Source organism: Brevibacterium sp. MGP-B1 (genome assembly GCF_057766545.1).
The window spans coordinates 808,472-823,763 of record NZ_CM173407.1 but is presented as its reverse complement, the minus strand read 5'-3'; the positions used below and the strand labels follow the sequence as shown (position 1 = coordinate 823,763).

Genomic DNA, 15,292 nt, shown 5'->3' with positions numbered 1-15,292 from the left:
CAATGCCCAATCAGGCGTGGAAGCGACTCCTCGAGGGAAACCAGCGTTTCGTCGACGATGTCCCTGAGCACCCCAACCAGGACACGGCACGACGTGAGTCGCTGTCGGGCAGCCAGACCCCGTTCGTCACTCTCTTCGGCTGCTCGGATTCCCGAGTCGCCGCGGAGATGATCTTCGATGTCGGCCTCGGTGACATGTTCGTCGTGCGCAATGCCGGACAGGTCGTCGATCCTGTCACCTTGGGCTCGCTCGAATACGGAGTGGAGATGCTCGGCACTCCCCTGCTCGTCGTGCTCGGCCACGACAGCTGCGGTGCCGTGACCGCGGCCTACAACGCCTACGACTCGGGTGAGACTCCCCCGGGATTCATCTCCGACGTCGTCGCCCGCATCCTGCCGACGGTGGCCCGGGCGCGCAAGAACGGGCGCACCACAATCAACGAGACCGTCGGGCAGAACACCATGGACACGGTCGACAAGATCATGCAGCTGTCCACGATCATCAAGACCGCCGTCGAACAGGGCCGACTCATCATCGTCGGACTCACCTACCAGCTCCACGATGGCCACACCACGGTCGTCGCCCAGTACGGAGGCGACGAGGCCGCGGTCTCCACCTATGCTTCCTGAGCGACCGGCCACCTCGGTGGTCAGCCGTTCAGTCTCCCAACGAGCCTGAGCTCCGCAATCATTTCCCAGGCACCCAACGGAAAGGACAACAATGACCGAAGAATTTCGCATCGAACACGACACCATGGGTGAGGTCAAAGTCCCCAAGGACGCCCTCTACAGCGCACAGACCCAGCGTGCCGTCGAGAACTTCCCGATCTCGGGCAAGACCCTCGAATCAGCCCACATCGCCGCACTGGCACAGGTGAAGAAGGCCGCAGCGAAGGCCAACGCCGAACTCGGCGTCCTTGACGAAGCCCGCGCCACAGCCATCCAGAACGCCGCCGATCAGGTCATCGCAGGCGAATTCGACGCCCACTTCCCCATCGACGTGTTCCAGACCGGTTCGGGAACCTCGTCGAACATGAACACCAACGAGGTCCTCGCCTCGCTGGCGACCAAGGCGCTCGAAGCCGACGGAATCAACGTCCACCCGAACGACCACGTCAACGCCTCGCAGTCGTCGAACGACGTCTTCCCCACCTCGGTGCACCTGGCCGTGACCAAGGCCCTGGTCAACACGCTCATCCCGGCCATGGACACCCTCGCGACTTCGCTGGAGAAGAAGGCGAAGGAATTCGCCTCCATCGTCAAGTCCGGACGCACCCACCTCATGGATGCCACTCCGGTGACTCTCGGTCAGGAGTTCGGCGGCTACGCGGCTCAGGTCCGTTACGGGATCGAGCGCATCGAGGCCTCCCTGCCGCGCGTGGCAGAGGTCCCGCAGGGCGGAACCGCTGTGGGCACCGGCATCAACACCCCCGATGGCTTCTCCTCCCGCGTGGTCGAGATCCTCGCCGAGGAGACCGGACTGCCGATCACCGAGGCTCGCAATCACTTCGAGGCGCAGGCCAATCGCGACGGACTCGTCGAGGCCTCCGGTCAGCTGCGGACCATCGCCTACGGCTACATGAAGATCTGCAACGACCTGCGCTGGATGGGTTCGGGACCGAACACCGGCCTCGGCGAGATCGCCATCCCCGACCTGCAGCCCGGTTCGTCGATCATGCCCGGCAAGGTCAACCCGGTCATCTGCGAAGCCACCATTCAGGTCGCCGCACAGGTCATCGGCAATGACACCTCCGTGTCGCTGTCGTCGACCAACGGCGCGTTCGAGCTCAACGTCGGCATCCCCGTCATGGCCTCGAACCTGCTCGAGTCGATCCGCCTGCTCGCGAACGCCTCGACCGTCATGGCCGAGAAGATGATCGACGGGCTCACCGCCAATGAGGAGCGTGCTCGCTTCCTCGCCGAGGCGAGTCCCTCCATCGTCACCCCGCTGAATAAGGTCATCGGCTACGAGGCGGCCGCGAAGATCGCCAAGCACGCCGTGGCCAACAAGATGACCGTCAAGGAAGCGACGATCGCGCTCGGCTTCGTCGAGAACGGCTCCATCACCGAGGCGGACCTCGACAAGGCCCTCGACGTCACCACGATGATCGGCAGCTACAAGTAAGCCTCCGATCTGACAGAACGAAACGGCGCCCGGACGATACTGTCCGGGCGCCGTTTCGTGTCGGCGGCCGCTCAGAGTCCCGTCGACCGGTCACCCCAGCGTCGACCGCTCACCGCGTGGCGCGAGACTTCGGCGGTAACGTGAGCGGTCGGCGACCGGAGCAGAGGCTCAGGACCGGAACGGGTCGAATTCCTCGAGCACATCGGTGACCAGAGCGGCGATCTCCGACCGCTCCGACCGCGTCAGCGTGACGTGCGCGAACAGTTCGTGGCCCTTGAGCTTCTCGATCACCGCGGCGACTCCGTCGTGCCTGCCCACCCGCAGGTTGTCCCGCTGGGCGACATCGTGGGTGAGCACCACCTTCGAGTTCATCCCGATGCGTGAGAGCACAGTCAGCAGAACATTGCGCTCCAGTGACTGCGCCTCATCGACGATGACGAACGCATCGTGGAGGGACCGTCCGCGGATGTGGGTGAGCGGAAGCACCTCGAGGATCTCCCTGTTGACCACCTCGTCGATGACGTTCTTGCTCACCAGCGCGCTCAAGGTGTCGAACACGGCCTCCGCCCAGGGGTTCATCTTCTCCCCTTCGCTGCCGGGCAGGTAGCCGAGGTTCTGCCCGCCCACGGCGTAGAGGGGCCGGAAGACCATGATCTTCGAATGCTTGTTCTCTTCGAGCACCTTCTGCAGGCCCGCCATGAGGGCCAGCGCAGACTTCCCCGTTCCGGCTCGCCCTCCCATCGACACGATCCCCAAGGCGTCGTCGAGCAGCATGTCGATGGCGATCCGCTGTTCCGCCGACCGTCCGTGGACGCCGAAGATGTCACGATCCCCGCGCACCATCGACACTCGGTTGCCGCTGCGCACCCGTCCCAGTCCGGATCCGCGCGGTGAGGTGATGACGACCCCGGTGTTGACCACCTCGTCGGAGACATCCTCGGTGACGACCGACCCCGAATCGTAGAACTCGCTCATCTGCTCGTCGTCGAGGCCGAGCTCGCTCATCCCGGTGAACCCGGAGTCGACGGCCAGCTCCGCCAGATACTCCTCCGCGTGCAGACCCAGGGCCGATGCTTTCACTCGCATCGGCACGTCCTTGGTCACGACGACCACGTCACAGCCTTCGGCAGAGAGGTTGCGGGCCACGGCCAGGATGCGAGTGTCGTTCTCCGTCCGGTCGAAGCCGACCGGCATCGTGGAGGCGTCGATGTGGTTGAGCTCGACCCGCAGCGTTCCGCCCGCATCACCAACCGGAATGGGCTGATCCAATCGGTCGTAGTCGGAACGGAAGTCGTCGAGGATGTGGAGGGCTTTGCGCGCGGTGAATCCCAGTTCGGGATGATTGCGTTTGCCCTCGAGTTCGGAAACGACGATGAGCGGGATGACGACGTGGTGTTCGGCGAAGCGCAGAAGCGCTCCGGGATCCGACAGCAGCACCGAGGTGTCGAGAACGTAGGTGTGGACTTTTTCAGCCATGAGGACCTCTGAGGCGTGAGTTCCGCCGAGATCCGGTTCTGACATCCCCCGATCTCGGGTTGGTGTCGACCAACTACAGTCAACCTAACCCGGTTCGCCCCCGCAGGCGGTAGCGGCACGCGTGCTCGGGCAAGTCGGGGTCATGAACTTCGAGTGAATGCGGGATTCCGCCGTCAGTCGGCCGGTAAGTCTCCCCGGCGGCGGGCACGGCCTATTTGCCGAAGCGTCGCTGCCGCAGACCGTAGTCGCGCACGGCCCGGAGGAAGTCCGTGCGGCGGAAGTCCGGCCAATAGGCTTCGCAGAAGTAGAACTCCGAATAGGCACTCTGCCACATGAGGAATCCGGAGAGCCTCTGTTCTCCCGAGGAGCGGATGATGAGGTCGGGATCGGGTTGGCCCTTGGTGTAGAGGTGTTCGCCGATCTGCTCCGGAGACAATTCGGAGATGATCGACTCCAGGTCCGTGCCGTCGTCGGTCCGTGTGCGCAGCAGGGACTTCACCGCATTGACGATCTCCTGCCGACCGCCGTAGCCGACGGCGACGTTGACGCGCATTCCACAGTCCTCGGTCGTCGTCACCGCTTCCAGGCGGGCCCGCAGATCCGAGGGAACGATATCGAGATCACCGACCAGCTGGACGCCGACGCCGTCGAGTGCCGCGATCTTCTCCACCAGGTCCGAGATGATCTCGATGAGGATCGACACCTCTTCTGCCGAGCGGGCGAGGTTCTCTTTGGACAGAACGTAGAGAGTGACGATCTCCACATCGATCTCGTGGCACCAGCCGAGGAACTCGACGATCTTCGCCGCTCCGGCGCGGTGACCGTCAGCAGTCGTCGCACCGAATTCCTTGGCCCATCGACGGTTGCCGTCGGTGATCACTCCGACGTGACGCGGAACCGGAACCGACTTGTCGAGCTCACGTTTGAGCCGTCGCTCGTACAGCCGATAGAGCAGGTTCACGGGTCGCGCCACAGCTGTCCTCTTCCACATGGGTCGTCGGTCGGTTCGAATACTGTACAGACTACTAGCCGACGATGCTGAATGAGGCCTCAGGTCCGCTGGCTACTATGGAGTTATGAATGCTTCGCTCACCGATTCCTCTCCGGTCGTTCCCGACGGCTCCGGGCCGGTCGGTTCAGCAGGTGCGGATGTTGTTCCGCCCGCCGATGACCACCGCATCGCCCGTCGCCGCTCGGCGCTGCGCGCCGAACTGACGAAGCTGGCGGGTCAGGTCAAGCCGAAGCTGCGCGGTTGGTTCCACGCCGGGGCGTTCCCGCTGGCGATGATCGGCGGCCTGGCACTGGTGATCATCGCCCCGACCATCGAGTCGCGCATCGCCGCCGCGATCTTCGCCGTCACCGGCATGCTGCTCTTCGGCACCTCTGCCGTCTATCACCGCGGCCGCTGGCGCACTCGCGTCCGCCTCGTCCTGCGGCGCCTCGACCACGCGAATATCTTCCTCATCACCGCCGGAACGTACACACCGCTGGCGGTGCTGATGCTCCGCACCGACCAGGCAGTCCTCCTGCTGTCCGTGCTGTGGGGTGCCGCCGCACTCGGCGCTGCCTTCCGTACGATCTTCACCACCGCGCCGAGGTGGCTCTTCGTCCCGATCTACGTCGGGTTCGGCGTCGCCGGAGTCGGGTACATTCCCCAGATCTGGGCCACGAACTTCCCCGTCGGACTCCTCGTCGTCCTCGGCGGCGTGTGCTATATCGCCGGCGCGGTGATCTACGGGATCAAGCGTCCGAACCCGTCACCGAAGTGGCTCGGCTTCCATGAGATCTTCCACATCTTCACGATCCTCGGCTACGGCTGCCACCTCGCCGCACTCATCATCGCCGCCGTCGCAGCCTACTGAACTCCATTCGGCTGAGTCCGCACGGACGCACCCGGCGCGATCACCGATCGGTGATCGCGCCGTTGTCTGTCGGCTCAGGACCTCAAAGCCTCAGAACTCAGAGTTTCAGGCTCGTTCATTCCGTTCGTCGGTGGATTCGGAGGAATCGATCGGCTCTGTCGACGAGCCGCCTCGGCGATCTACATCGGAGGGTCCGGTATCGGCGGCCGCGTCGGAGTCGCTGTCAGCGGTCTCCGGTTCGGGTGCCTCCGGCCCTGAGAGCTTCGACTGGTTGGGCACCACATGCCTGCGCAGCGGGATCGGATAGGCATCGCTGGCGCCCGAGTGCGCCCGCACCCGACGGACACGGCGCAAGGCGTCCCTGATGAGGAAGATCGTCAGGACGACGATGGCGAGAGTGGCCAGGAAGCCGACGGTTCCGGGTGTCACCAGATCCGGGTCCGGTGCGCCTCCGTCCGGAGTCGGGGTTGGAGAGGACGCGAAGATCATGCGCGGGTGTCGCTTTCGGTCGGGACGGCGGAATCAGCGTCGAGGTCGTCGGCAGCCGGCGAGTCCGGCAGCATTCCCTCGTCGGGAACGCGACGACCGTCATCGAAGGTCACAGCAGCGAACAGGTCGGTCTCCTGGAAGTCCAGCTCCCGGTTCAGCGGCTCACGCCCGGTGAGGTCGAGAGCCAGCTCGAACTCTTCGGTCGGCCAGTACGTGCGAGCGGCCTTGCGCGATGCAGAGAAGAAACCGCCTTCGGGATCGATCTGAGTGGCGTGGGACAGCAGCGCGCGATCACGGGACGAGAAGAACTCGGAGCAGGCGATGCGGGTGCTCAGCCAGTTGTGGCGCTGGTTGTCACGCTTCTTGAAATCCTCGAGGTGGTCGGCGAACGGAGACTCGAGTCCCGCCTCGAGCATCTTCTCGTGAATCGTGATCCACTTCTTGGCCGACAGATCCTGGTTGAAATAGATCTTCTGCACCTGCCACGGTTCGCCGAGCTCGGGATGCGAGGTCGCATCTGCGGCGGCTTCCACGGCGGCCATGGTCACGGCGTGGTTCTTGATGTGGTCAGGGTGAGGATATCCGCCGAGCTCGTCGTAGGTGGTCACCACCTGAGGACGGAATGTGCGGATGATGTGCACGAGGGGAAGCATCGCCACCTCGTCGGGGACCCGATAGAAGCATCCGGGAGGAGTCTTGTTGTCGAAATCGCCGTCGGGCAGTCCCGAGTCGACGTGACCGACCCAGACATGTTCGGCGCCGAGGGCTGCGGCAGCGGTCGCCATCTCCTCCCGACGGAGACCGGCGATGTCGCGGCTGGCCTTCGGGCTCTGCAGGAGAGCAGGGTTGAGGATGTCGCCGGCCTCGCCGCCGGTCATGGTGGCGATGAGCACCCGGGCACCCAGTGAAGCGTACTTCGCGCTCGTTGCCGCACCCTTGGAGGATTCGTCGTCGGGGTGGGCATGGACGGCCAACAGGCGCAGCCCATGGTACGGAAGCGAAGTCATATCCTAAATGTCCCTTTCGATTCAGCCTGGTGGCCACCTGCTGCCGGCGCTGCGGCTGACATGATCGCCGGCAGAGGATCGACTACTCTAGATTAGTGCGCGAAGTACTTAAAGAGGAATTCAATGACTGAGGTAACAGTGGCACCACCACTGCATGATGATCGCTACGGCCGGACCAGCAGACCCAAGCGAGAGCTGAGTCGTCGGGCGAAGATCATCGCCGTCATCGTCCTCGCCGTGGTGGTCGCCGTCATCGCCGTCTGGGCATTCCGCCCGCAGACGAATCCCACAACACCGCGCACTCTTGACTATTCGGTTGTCGACGATTCTTCAACGCGCGTCAGCGTCGGAATATTTCCTGATCAGAAACGCGACGTGCACTGCATCGTCCAGGCCACGAATGAGCAGGAAGCGATCGTCGGATTCACCGAGGTGACCGTTCCCGCCGATCCGAACGCCGATCCGAACTCGCCGAAGCGCATCGACGTGGACTTGGCCACGACTCAGCTGGCCGCCTCCGGACACGTGGACTCCTGCTGGTTCGAATAGGCCGAACGTTCGACCGCATCGGCCGCCTGGTGGAACCACAGGAGCCGGGTCTCGAGAACCTTCGAATAGTTCTCGCACGGGGACGCATCTTGCGGTCGCGAACCTCCGACTCACGGCCGGGGACGTGATCGAACTCATCGTTTTTCTCCGCAGATGCGTTACACTGTAGTTTCATTCAACTTCCGGGCGTGCCCATACGCCCGGTTTTTTCGTTGCCTGACACGCCCGTCAGTGCACCGACCGAAGAAGGAGAAGTCATGACCGAGGAAGTCACCCAGGAAGAGACATGGTTGACCCAGGAAGCCTTTGACCGCCTGTCGAAGGAACTCGAGCATCTCTCCGGACCGGGTCGTGCAGAGATTGCTGAGAAGATCGAAGCCGCCCGCGACGAGGGTGACTTGAAGGAGAACAGCGGTTATCACGCAGCGCGTGATGAGCAGGGCAAACAGGAAGCACGCATCCGCCAGCTCGAGGTGCTGCTGCGGAACGCGAAGGTCGGCTCCAGCGACAGCGACGGCAAGACTGTGGCACCCGGAACCGTCGTGACCGCCAGCGTTGCCGGCAACTCCATGCGATTCCTGCTGGGCAACCGCGAGATCGCCGGAGACTCCGATATCGACGTCTTCTCGGAGAAGTCGCCGCTCGGAGCGGCTGTCCTCGGCGTCAAGGCCGGAGACAAGACCTCATACGAGGCTCCGAACGGCAAGACCATCGAGGTCAAGGTCGATTCCGTCGAAGCCTTCACCGGCTGATCGAGACCGAATAGAGAAGTGGGCGGGTGCGATCGCACCCGCCCACTTCTCTATTCATTCCGGTTCAGACGCGTCCTGCTGGACCCTGATTCGGACGCGCTCCCCCGGATCGCCTGGTCCGAGGTTCAGGCGTCAGGGCCCTTCTTCGGCCGTCCGGGTTCTGCCGAACCGGTCTCACCCGAGGCAGTCGAACCGGTTGTTCCGGTTTCTGTCGAATCGGTCGGTTCGGAACCTGATGCACGTTCGTCTTCCGCGGCCTCGTGGACGGCATCGGTGAGCCGTTCCTTCGCCGTCTCGAGGACTGCTGTGGCCTCGCTTTCGTCCGGGTCACGCTCGGCGTCGTCTTCCGCTTCGTCTTCGTCCGAATCACCGGCGTTCGTGCGCACGATATAGCTGACGACGCTGTTGAGCACGGCCACAAGGGGAACGGCGAAGAGAGCGCCGACGATGCCGAAGAGGAAGCCACCTCCGGTGACTGCGAGGATTACAGCCAGCGGATGGACCGACACTGCCTTGCCCATGAGGAACGGCTGGAGGACCTGGCTTTCGATCTGCTGGACGGCAATGACAACCGCGAGCATGATGACGGCGCTGACCAGACCGTTCGAGACCAACGCCACGAGCACGGCCACCGCGCCGGAGGCGATGGCGCCGACGACGGGGACGAACGAGGTGAGGAAGACGAGCACGGTCATGGGGATGACCAGCGGGATCCCGAGGAACGCAGCGCCGATGCCGATGCCGATCGCATCGACGGCGGCGACGAGGATCTGGACCCTCACGTACTGCACCAGGGTGGTCCACCCTTTCAGAGCGGCACCCGTGGCGACGGGACGGGCCGGGACCGGCAGCAGGTTCATCACCCACCTGAAGATGTTCTGCCCGTCATAGAGGAAGAAGAACGTCGCGAACAGGCACACGGCCATACCGGTGAGGAAGGTGCCCACCGAGGAGGTGGCCTCCAGGGCACCGCCGAGGAGCTGGCTGCTGTTGTTCTGGAAGAAGTTCGTCGCGGTATCGATCGCATCGTTCATATAGCTCGAGATCGTCGAAGCATCGATGCCGAAGGGACTTGAAGCCAGCCAGCCGCTGATCCCGGACACACCGGCGATGACCTGTTTGACGAGGTCGGGCATGCCGGAATAGATCTGCTGACCGACGAGGCCGAAGAGTCCGAGCACGACGACGATGAACCCGACGAAGGAGATCGCCGCGGCCCCGCCTCGAGGCACGCCCTTCTTCTTCAGCCATCCGGTCAGGGGCGCGAGCAGAGCGGCCAGCAGCAGGGCGATGAGCACGGGCAGCACGACGCTGGAGATCTTCGACAGCAGCCAGAGTGCCACACCGATCGCCACGAGCACGACGATCGACCGCCACGACCACGCAGCGGCGAGCTTGAGACCGGGAGCCACATACGGTTTGGCCTCGGCTTCGATTCGGCTGAGTGCGATCTCCTCGGGACTGACCGCCTCCGACGGGGTCACGTCGGGTTCGGACTCGGAGTGAGAGGATCCGCGTCCGCGCCGGAACGCCTCCCATGCCCCTCGGAATCGGTTCGGAGGATGCTGCTGATCGTTTTTGCTCATGACTCAACAATAGTTGTTGATGCACTGACAAAGGTGCAATGATGACGCCGGAGGAGGGAAATCAGTGGGAAGACGCTTGATCTATACGCTGGCGACCATGGGGGCGACCGTCGTCGGTGCCGGCGCCTCGGCGGCGGGACTGCTCCGCCACCAGGCCGGATCGCTGCGCCGTTCCTTCGACGACGACAAGAACCGTCGCTTCTCCACCTTCACCGAGGCGATCGCCGCCCCACGTGACAACGACGATGACGACTCCGCCGCCCTTGCCATCATCGGCGACTCCTGGCTGTGCGGGGTCGACGTCGACCCGGAGCAGGCGCCCCCGACTTTCATCGGGCGAGGCCTGGCGCGGATGCTCGGCACCACCGTCCGGGTCCAGACAACCGCCCGCCCCTCGGCGCTGTCGGATGATCTGCACCGACAAGTCGACGAAGTCCTGCGCTCGCCGTGGCTCTCCCGTCAGCTTTCGGACCGCTGGAGCGACGACCGCCGGTTCGCGATCATCTCGATCGGCACCGGCGACATCATCCACCCGATCCAGGCGACCATCGGCGTACCCGTGCTCAACCAGGCCATCAACCGGCTCCAACGCGAGGGCCGCTACACCGTGTTCGTTCTCGTCTGCCCCAATCTCGGCGGTCTGCCGGGGCTGCGCGATCCGCTCAAGACGTCGCTGCGCCGAACCTCTCGGGTCCTCGCCGGCTCTCAATGGCTGGCCGCCCTGGCCGCGCGTGCGGTTCCGCTGCGGTCGACGGGATCGCTGAGCGGAACGACACGCCGGTCTCTGCTCAACGGCTCGGGCCGGTTCCCCAGCGAACTCGGCTATGCGCAGCTGTCCTCGACGCTGTTGGCCGCAATCGCCGAACGCATCGATGCACCGGTCGTCGTCGACCGCAGCCTCGACATCCCGGAGAAGGGCGAAACCGCCCGCCGACACGAACTGGCCCCCGGCGCCGAGGCGCAATCTGCTGCCCAGAACGGTTCGGATGCCGAGGCGCAGACCGGCGCCGAGGCGCAGCCAGATGCCGAAGAAACAGCGGTGACAGAGGACGTCAGGGCCGAACCGGTCCCGAACCGTTCGGAAGCCGCCTCGTGATCCCTGTAGTCCTCGCCTCCCAGTCCCCTTCACGTCGCCAGATCCTCCGGGACGGCGGGATCGACCCGGTCATCATCGTCTCCGAGGTCGACGAACGCGCCCTCGAGGACGATTTCACCGGCTCCGTCGGCGAACTCACCACAGCCTTGTCGGAGGCGAAGGCTCGAGCGGTCATCGACCGGATCATCGCGTCCGCTCCCCCGACACTTGACGGCGCGGACACCGTGGTCGTCGTCGCCGGGGATTCCCTGCTCGAATTCGACGGACAGGCCATCGGCAAACCGGGAACGGCCGAACGCACTCGCAACGTGTGGTCGGCGATCGCCGGTCAGTGGACACAGCTGCATTCGGGCCATACGGTCGCCGTGCTCACGCGGGCGCAGCAGGCGAACGGCGCAGTCGGGCGAGCGGGAGCTGACGACCGCGGCGACGATGCCGATCGAACCGGCTCAGCACCCTTCGAACTCAGCGCTCTGCGCTCGCAGCGGTCGGCCACCTCGGTGCTCATCGGCTCACCCAGCACGGAGGAGCTCGAAGCGTACATCGCCACCGAAGAGCCCTTCCACGTGGCCGGGGCGCTGACGATCGACGGCTACGGTGGGGCGTTCGTCGACCGGCTCGACGGCGACCATCTCACCGTCCTCGGCCTCAGTCTGCCCGTCGTGCGCGAGTTGGTCACCGACATGGGGCTGTTCTGGCCCGATCTGTGGGCTCTCAAGCGGTAGACTCGACCCTGGTCCGGTGACACGCCCGAGGACATTGAAGTTCTCGTCCCAATTTTTTATCGCTGTCCTACAAACCCTTGGTGCTGTTCTCTAAATTGTTCTGTGATCATACAAAGGAGCACCATGACAACAGTCCTCTCCGACTCCACGACCTCGGTACTGAGCACCACTGTTCCGACCGGGGCCGTCCGCCGAGTCCTCATCGCCAACCGCGGTGAGATCGCTCTGCGCATCATCCGGGCCGCCCACGACCTCGGCATCAAGGCCGTCGCCGTGTACACCCGTGCCGACTCCGATGCCGACTTCGTCGAACTCGCCGACGACGCGTGGCTGCTGGACGGTTCCGGAGCAGGGGAGACGTATCTCGATATCGAGAAGATCCTCGCCTTGGCCAAGCGCTCCGGCGCCGATGCCGTCCACCCCGGTTACGGCTATATGGCCGAGAACGCGCAATTCGCGCAGGCCGTCATCGATGCCGGGCTGATCTGGGTCGGTCCTCCCCCGGCGGCGATCGAGCTCCTCGGTGACAAGTCCGGAGCCCGTGCCGTCGCCGAAGCCGTCGACGCTCCGGTTGCGCCCGGTTCCGACGGCGCCGTAGCCGATCTGGCTGAGGCCGCCGAGGTGGCCAGCCGGATCGGGTTCCCCGTCGTCGTCAAGGCAGTCCACGGCGGAGGCGGGCGTGGTTTCCGCGCCTGCGCTGCCGCCGAGGATCTCGAAGCCGCCTATACTGCGGCGACCCGCGAGGCACAGAGTGCCTTCGGGCGCGGTGAGTGCCTCATCGAGAAGCAGATCGTGCGCCCCCGTCACCTCGAGACCCAGTGCCTGGCCGATGCCCACGGCAACGTGCGGATCGTGTCCACGCGTGACTGCACTCTGCAGCGCCGCAACCAGAAGATCATCGAGGAAGCACCCGCTCCGTTCCTCACCGCCGAACAGGAGCGCATCGTCTCCGAAGCCTCGGCACGCCTGCTCGCCCACGTCGGCTACGTCGGCGCAGCGACGTGCGAGTTCCTCCTCGGCGAGGACGGCACGATCATCTTCATGGAAGCCAATGCGCGCATCCAGGTCGAGCACACCGTCACCGAGGAGGTCACCGGAGTCGACCTCGTCGGCTGGCAGGTGCGCATCGCTTCGGGCGAGGCCCTGCCCGACGAATTCCCCGCCGTGCGCGGACACTCCTTCCAGTTCCGCATCAACGCCGAGGACCCCACAACGTTCTTCCCCGCCACCGGTGCGGTGAAGAACTACCGTGCGCCTTCGGGTCCCGGTGTGCGTCTGGACTCGGGCATCGGCGAAGGCAGTGTCGTCGGCACGGACTTCGATCCGATGATGGCCAAACTCGTCGTCACCGGTGCCACCCGTGACGAGGCTCTGGCCAGAGCCCGCCGCGCTCTGGCCGAATACCGCATCGAGGGAGTCTCGACGTTGCTGCCGCTGCATCGTGTGCTCGTCAACGAGCCGGCGTTCGCCACCGACTTCAAGGTCTGGACCAACTGGCTCGAAACCGCTTTCGTCAATCCGCTTGCCGATCCACAACTAGGAGAACAGATGAGTACTGCAGCCGACAGCTTCAGTGTTGTGGTCGAGGTCGATGGTCGCCGGATGACCGTTTCGGTCCCCAAAGACGTCATCTCCGACCTCGGTCATGTTCCCAGCCCCAGTGTGCCGCGGCGCAAGCGCGGGCTCAGCAGCCGCAAGGGTGCGAAGATCGTCGACGACTCGAACGCGGTCAACGCTCCCATGCAGGGCACCATCGTCTCGGTCGCCGTCAATCCCGGTGACACCGTCGAAGCCGGTGATACTCTCGCCGTCATCGAAGCGATGAAGATGGAGCAGCCGCTCAAGGCCGGTCACTCGGGCACCGTCTCCGAGGTGCTCGTCGATGCAGGTGCCTCGGTGAAGTCCGGTGAGGCGATCATCCGCTTCGCCGCCTGAGCCGAACTGCCTCCTGCCGCCGGTCGCTTCGTGCCGAACAGGAGCCGAGTTCATAACCTTCCTGCCCGGGTCACCGCTGAAGATCGGTGATCCGGGCAGTGATGTATTCGGACTCGGCGTCATTGCCGGGGCATTCCAGACCGGCGGCATAGGCGTCCTCGGCCTCCGCCGTGCGACCGAGTTCATCGAGGGTGATCGCCCGCGCGATGTGGAAGGGCCTGTAACGCAGCAGCTGCGGATCGTCGGCCAGTTCGTCGAGGGCGCTCATGGCAGCTTCGGGGCCCGAGACCCGCCCGAGGGCGATCGCGGTGTTGAGAGCGACGACCGGCGACGACTCGAGGCCGGACAGCATCCGATAGAGCACGAGGATCTGCTTCCAGTCCGTGTCGGCGAATCGCGCGGCGTCGGCGTGAAGGGCCGCGATCGCCGCCTGGATGGTGAATGCCCCGGCTCCCAGTTCGCCGGCGGCCACGTCGACGAGTCCGGTCCCTTCGGCGATGAGGCGTGAGTCCCACAGGCTGCGGTCCTGCTCGGCCAGCGGCACCGGCTGGCCATCCGGCGTCACGCGCGCGGCCCCACGTGCCCGTGTGAGCAGAAGCAGAGCCAGCAGGCCACGGGCTTCGGTCTGCTCGGGCAGGTATCCGACGAGCAGTCGGGTCAGCCGGATGGCTTCGTGCTGCAGATCGACTCGCGTATGTGCGGGCCCTGCCGTGGCGTTGATGCCCTGAGTGAAGATGAGATAGAGGACGCGCAGCACACCTGGCAACCGGTCGCCGACCTCAGCGGGCGCGGGGCGGCCGAAGGGAATCCCGGTCTTGAGGATCCGCTGTTTGGCACGGACGATCCGCTGCTGCATCGTCGCGGTCTCGATGAGGAACCCGGCGGCTACCTCGGCGGTGGTCAGCCCCGAGAGGAAGCGCAGGATGAGCACGATGCGTTCGTCCTGGCGCAGGGTCGGGTGGGAGCAGGTGAAGAACAGTCCGAGGCGCTCGTCGGGCAGATCCGCTGCATCCATCTCCTCGCCGAGGCGCTCCGCGTGATCGTCGTGGTCACCTGATCGCAGATCGTCCTCGATGCGCAGGCGGGCGAGGTGCCGGGTGCGCACCTCATCGGAGCGGATGAGATCGATGGCGCGGTTCTTCGCCGTGGCCATCAGCCACGCCTGAGGGCGTTCGGGCACTCCCCTGCCCGGCCATGTCTCGACCGCGCGCAGCACGGCGTCGTGGAGGGCCTCCTCGGCAAGGTCGAAGTCACGAAACCGGGTGACCAACGCCGCGAGCAGCCGCCCGTAATCCTCCTCGCCGATGGCGCTGAGGACGCGGGCGGCCGCATCGGGGTCGGAGTCCATCAGTAGTCGGCCACCGGACGGATCTCGATGTGTCCGGCCTTGGCTGCGGGGCTCTTCTTCGCCCAGGCGATCGCCTCGTCGATATCGGCGACGTCGATGACGTAACTGCCGCCGACGAACTCGTTCGATTCGGCGAACGGGCCCGAGGTGACAAGCGATTCGCCTCCTGATCCGCTCACCCGGACCCCGAGTTCGGGTCCTTCCAGAGCGAAGCCGCCGACGACGATCCCCGCCTCGCTGATCTCCTTGTCGAATGCCATGAATTCTTCTGGATCCGCTCCGCCGTCCTCACCGCAGTCAGGATCCTGTGTGCGTCCCATGAGCAGAAGTGCGTACTTCATGT

Annotated in this window: 15 protein-coding genes; 8 read left to right on the top strand and 7 right to left on the bottom strand. The window is 64.9% G+C overall.

What is annotated here, in order from left to right:
- The first annotated feature begins 2 nt into the window (after nucleotides 1-2).
- The gene (locus AC3CD9_RS03725) at nucleotides 3-629 is read left to right on the top strand and encodes a carbonic anhydrase (RefSeq protein WP_488366360.1); all 627 of its coding nucleotides are present in this window, start codon (nucleotides 3-5) and stop codon (nucleotides 627-629) included.
- A gap of 91 nt (nucleotides 630-720) precedes the next feature.
- Nucleotides 721-2,124 (top strand): class II fumarate hydratase, encoded by a 1,404-nt coding sequence (locus tag AC3CD9_RS03720; protein ID WP_488366359.1) that lies wholly within the window; start codon nucleotides 721-723, stop codon nucleotides 2,122-2,124.
- Nucleotides 2,125-2,292: 168 nt separating this feature from the next.
- On the opposite strand, the gene phoH2 is transcribed toward AC3CD9_RS03720, so the two are convergent.
- Nucleotides 2,293-3,600: an RNA 5'-3' helicase PhoH2 gene (gene phoH2 / locus AC3CD9_RS03715; RefSeq protein ID WP_139466815.1), complete on the bottom strand. Its 1,308-nt coding sequence runs from the start codon at nucleotides 3,598-3,600 to the stop codon at nucleotides 2,293-2,295.
- Between the two features lie 211 nt (nucleotides 3,601-3,811).
- Complete coding sequence (locus AC3CD9_RS03710) at nucleotides 3,812-4,573, bottom strand: isoprenyl transferase (protein WP_488366358.1); 762 nt, start codon at nucleotides 4,571-4,573, stop codon at nucleotides 3,812-3,814.
- A 103-nt stretch (nucleotides 4,574-4,676) separates the two neighbouring features.
- Here AC3CD9_RS03710 and trhA point away from each other — a divergent pair, with 103 nt between their 5' ends.
- Nucleotides 4,677-5,462, top strand: a complete 786-nt coding sequence (gene trhA, locus AC3CD9_RS03705) for a PAQR family membrane homeostasis protein TrhA (RefSeq protein WP_488366357.1) — start codon at nucleotides 4,677-4,679, stop codon at nucleotides 5,460-5,462.
- A gap of 105 nt (nucleotides 5,463-5,567) precedes the next feature.
- Here trhA and AC3CD9_RS03700 read toward each other — a convergent pair whose 3' ends face one another.
- Together AC3CD9_RS03700 and mca are read right to left on the bottom strand one after the other, a co-directional pair.
- Nucleotides 5,568-5,891: a hypothetical protein gene (locus tag AC3CD9_RS03700; protein WP_488366356.1), complete on the bottom strand. Its 324-nt coding sequence runs from the start codon at nucleotides 5,889-5,891 to the stop codon at nucleotides 5,568-5,570.
- Between the two features lie 56 nt (nucleotides 5,892-5,947).
- Complete coding sequence (gene mca / locus AC3CD9_RS03695) at nucleotides 5,948-6,958, bottom strand: mycothiol conjugate amidase Mca (protein WP_488366355.1); 1,011 nt, start codon at nucleotides 6,956-6,958, stop codon at nucleotides 5,948-5,950.
- A 123-nt stretch (nucleotides 6,959-7,081) separates the two neighbouring features.
- Here mca and AC3CD9_RS03690 point away from each other — a divergent pair, with 123 nt between their 5' ends.
- Both AC3CD9_RS03690 and greA read left to right on the top strand, forming a co-directional pair.
- Nucleotides 7,082-7,507: a DUF4307 domain-containing protein gene (locus AC3CD9_RS03690; protein ID WP_139466807.1), complete on the top strand. Its 426-nt coding sequence runs from the start codon at nucleotides 7,082-7,084 to the stop codon at nucleotides 7,505-7,507.
- A 257-nt stretch (nucleotides 7,508-7,764) separates the two neighbouring features.
- Entirely contained in the window at nucleotides 7,765-8,259 is a 495-nt protein-coding gene (gene greA, locus AC3CD9_RS03685; protein ID WP_101546580.1) for a transcription elongation factor GreA, read from the top strand.
- A 125-nt stretch (nucleotides 8,260-8,384) separates the two neighbouring features.
- Here greA and AC3CD9_RS03680 read toward each other — a convergent pair whose 3' ends face one another.
- Complete coding sequence (locus AC3CD9_RS03680; protein WP_488366353.1) at nucleotides 8,385-9,845, bottom strand: AI-2E family transporter; 1,461 nt, start codon at nucleotides 9,843-9,845, stop codon at nucleotides 8,385-8,387.
- Nucleotides 9,846-9,909: 64 nt separating this feature from the next.
- Between AC3CD9_RS03680 and AC3CD9_RS03675 the strand changes: the two genes are divergently transcribed.
- The 3 genes from AC3CD9_RS03675 (at nucleotide 9,910) to AC3CD9_RS03665 (ending at nucleotide 13,601) form a co-directional block, all read left to right on the top strand.
- Nucleotides 9,910-10,941 (top strand): SGNH/GDSL hydrolase family protein, encoded by a 1,032-nt coding sequence (locus AC3CD9_RS03675; RefSeq protein WP_488366352.1) that lies wholly within the window; start codon nucleotides 9,910-9,912, stop codon nucleotides 10,939-10,941.
- Nucleotides 10,938-11,666 (top strand): Maf family protein, encoded by a 729-nt coding sequence (locus tag AC3CD9_RS03670; RefSeq protein WP_488366351.1) that lies wholly within the window; start codon nucleotides 10,938-10,940, stop codon nucleotides 11,664-11,666. The genes AC3CD9_RS03675 and AC3CD9_RS03670 overlap by 4 nt, the downstream gene beginning before the upstream one ends.
- A gap of 123 nt (nucleotides 11,667-11,789) precedes the next feature.
- Nucleotides 11,790-13,601, top strand: a complete 1,812-nt coding sequence (locus AC3CD9_RS03665; protein ID WP_488366349.1) for an acetyl/propionyl/methylcrotonyl-CoA carboxylase subunit alpha — start codon at nucleotides 11,790-11,792, stop codon at nucleotides 13,599-13,601.
- A gap of 70 nt (nucleotides 13,602-13,671) precedes the next feature.
- On the opposite strand, the gene AC3CD9_RS03660 is transcribed toward AC3CD9_RS03665, so the two are convergent.
- Nucleotides 13,672-14,949, bottom strand: coding sequence for an RNA polymerase sigma factor (locus AC3CD9_RS03660; RefSeq protein WP_488366348.1), 1,278 nt, complete (start codon nucleotides 14,947-14,949; stop codon nucleotides 13,672-13,674).
- Complete coding sequence (locus tag AC3CD9_RS03655; protein WP_139907488.1) at nucleotides 14,949-15,290, bottom strand: YciI family protein; 342 nt, start codon at nucleotides 15,288-15,290, stop codon at nucleotides 14,949-14,951. Before AC3CD9_RS03655 ends, AC3CD9_RS03660 begins: the two co-directional genes overlap by 1 nt.
- Nucleotides 15,291-15,292: the final 2 nt, after the last annotated feature.

Coding starts and splice junctions, on each gene's coding strand:
- mca (WP_488366355.1), bottom strand. CDS start 6,958: ATGACTTCGCTTCCGTACCATGGGCTGCGCCTGTTGGCCGTCCATGCC.
- AC3CD9_RS03655 (WP_139907488.1), bottom strand. CDS start 15,290: ATGAAGTACGCACTTCTGCTCATGGGACGCACACAGGATCCTGACTGC.
- AC3CD9_RS03720 (WP_488366359.1), top strand. CDS start 721: ATGACCGAAGAATTTCGCATCGAACACGACACCATGGGTGAGGTCAAA.
- AC3CD9_RS03660 (WP_488366348.1), bottom strand. CDS start 14,949: ATGGACTCCGACCCCGATGCGGCCGCCCGCGTCCTCAGCGCCATCGGC.
- AC3CD9_RS03725 (WP_488366360.1), top strand. CDS start 3: ATGCCCAATCAGGCGTGGAAGCGACTCCTCGAGGGAAACCAGCGTTTC.
- greA (WP_101546580.1), top strand. CDS start 7,765: ATGACCGAGGAAGTCACCCAGGAAGAGACATGGTTGACCCAGGAAGCC.
- trhA (WP_488366357.1), top strand. CDS start 4,677: ATGAATGCTTCGCTCACCGATTCCTCTCCGGTCGTTCCCGACGGCTCC.
- AC3CD9_RS03665 (WP_488366349.1), top strand. CDS start 11,790: ATGACAACAGTCCTCTCCGACTCCACGACCTCGGTACTGAGCACCACT.
- phoH2 (WP_139466815.1), bottom strand. CDS start 3,600: ATGGCTGAAAAAGTCCACACCTACGTTCTCGACACCTCGGTGCTGCTG.
- AC3CD9_RS03680 (WP_488366353.1), bottom strand. CDS start 9,845: ATGAGCAAAAACGATCAGCAGCATCCTCCGAACCGATTCCGAGGGGCA.
- AC3CD9_RS03690 (WP_139466807.1), top strand. CDS start 7,082: ATGACTGAGGTAACAGTGGCACCACCACTGCATGATGATCGCTACGGC.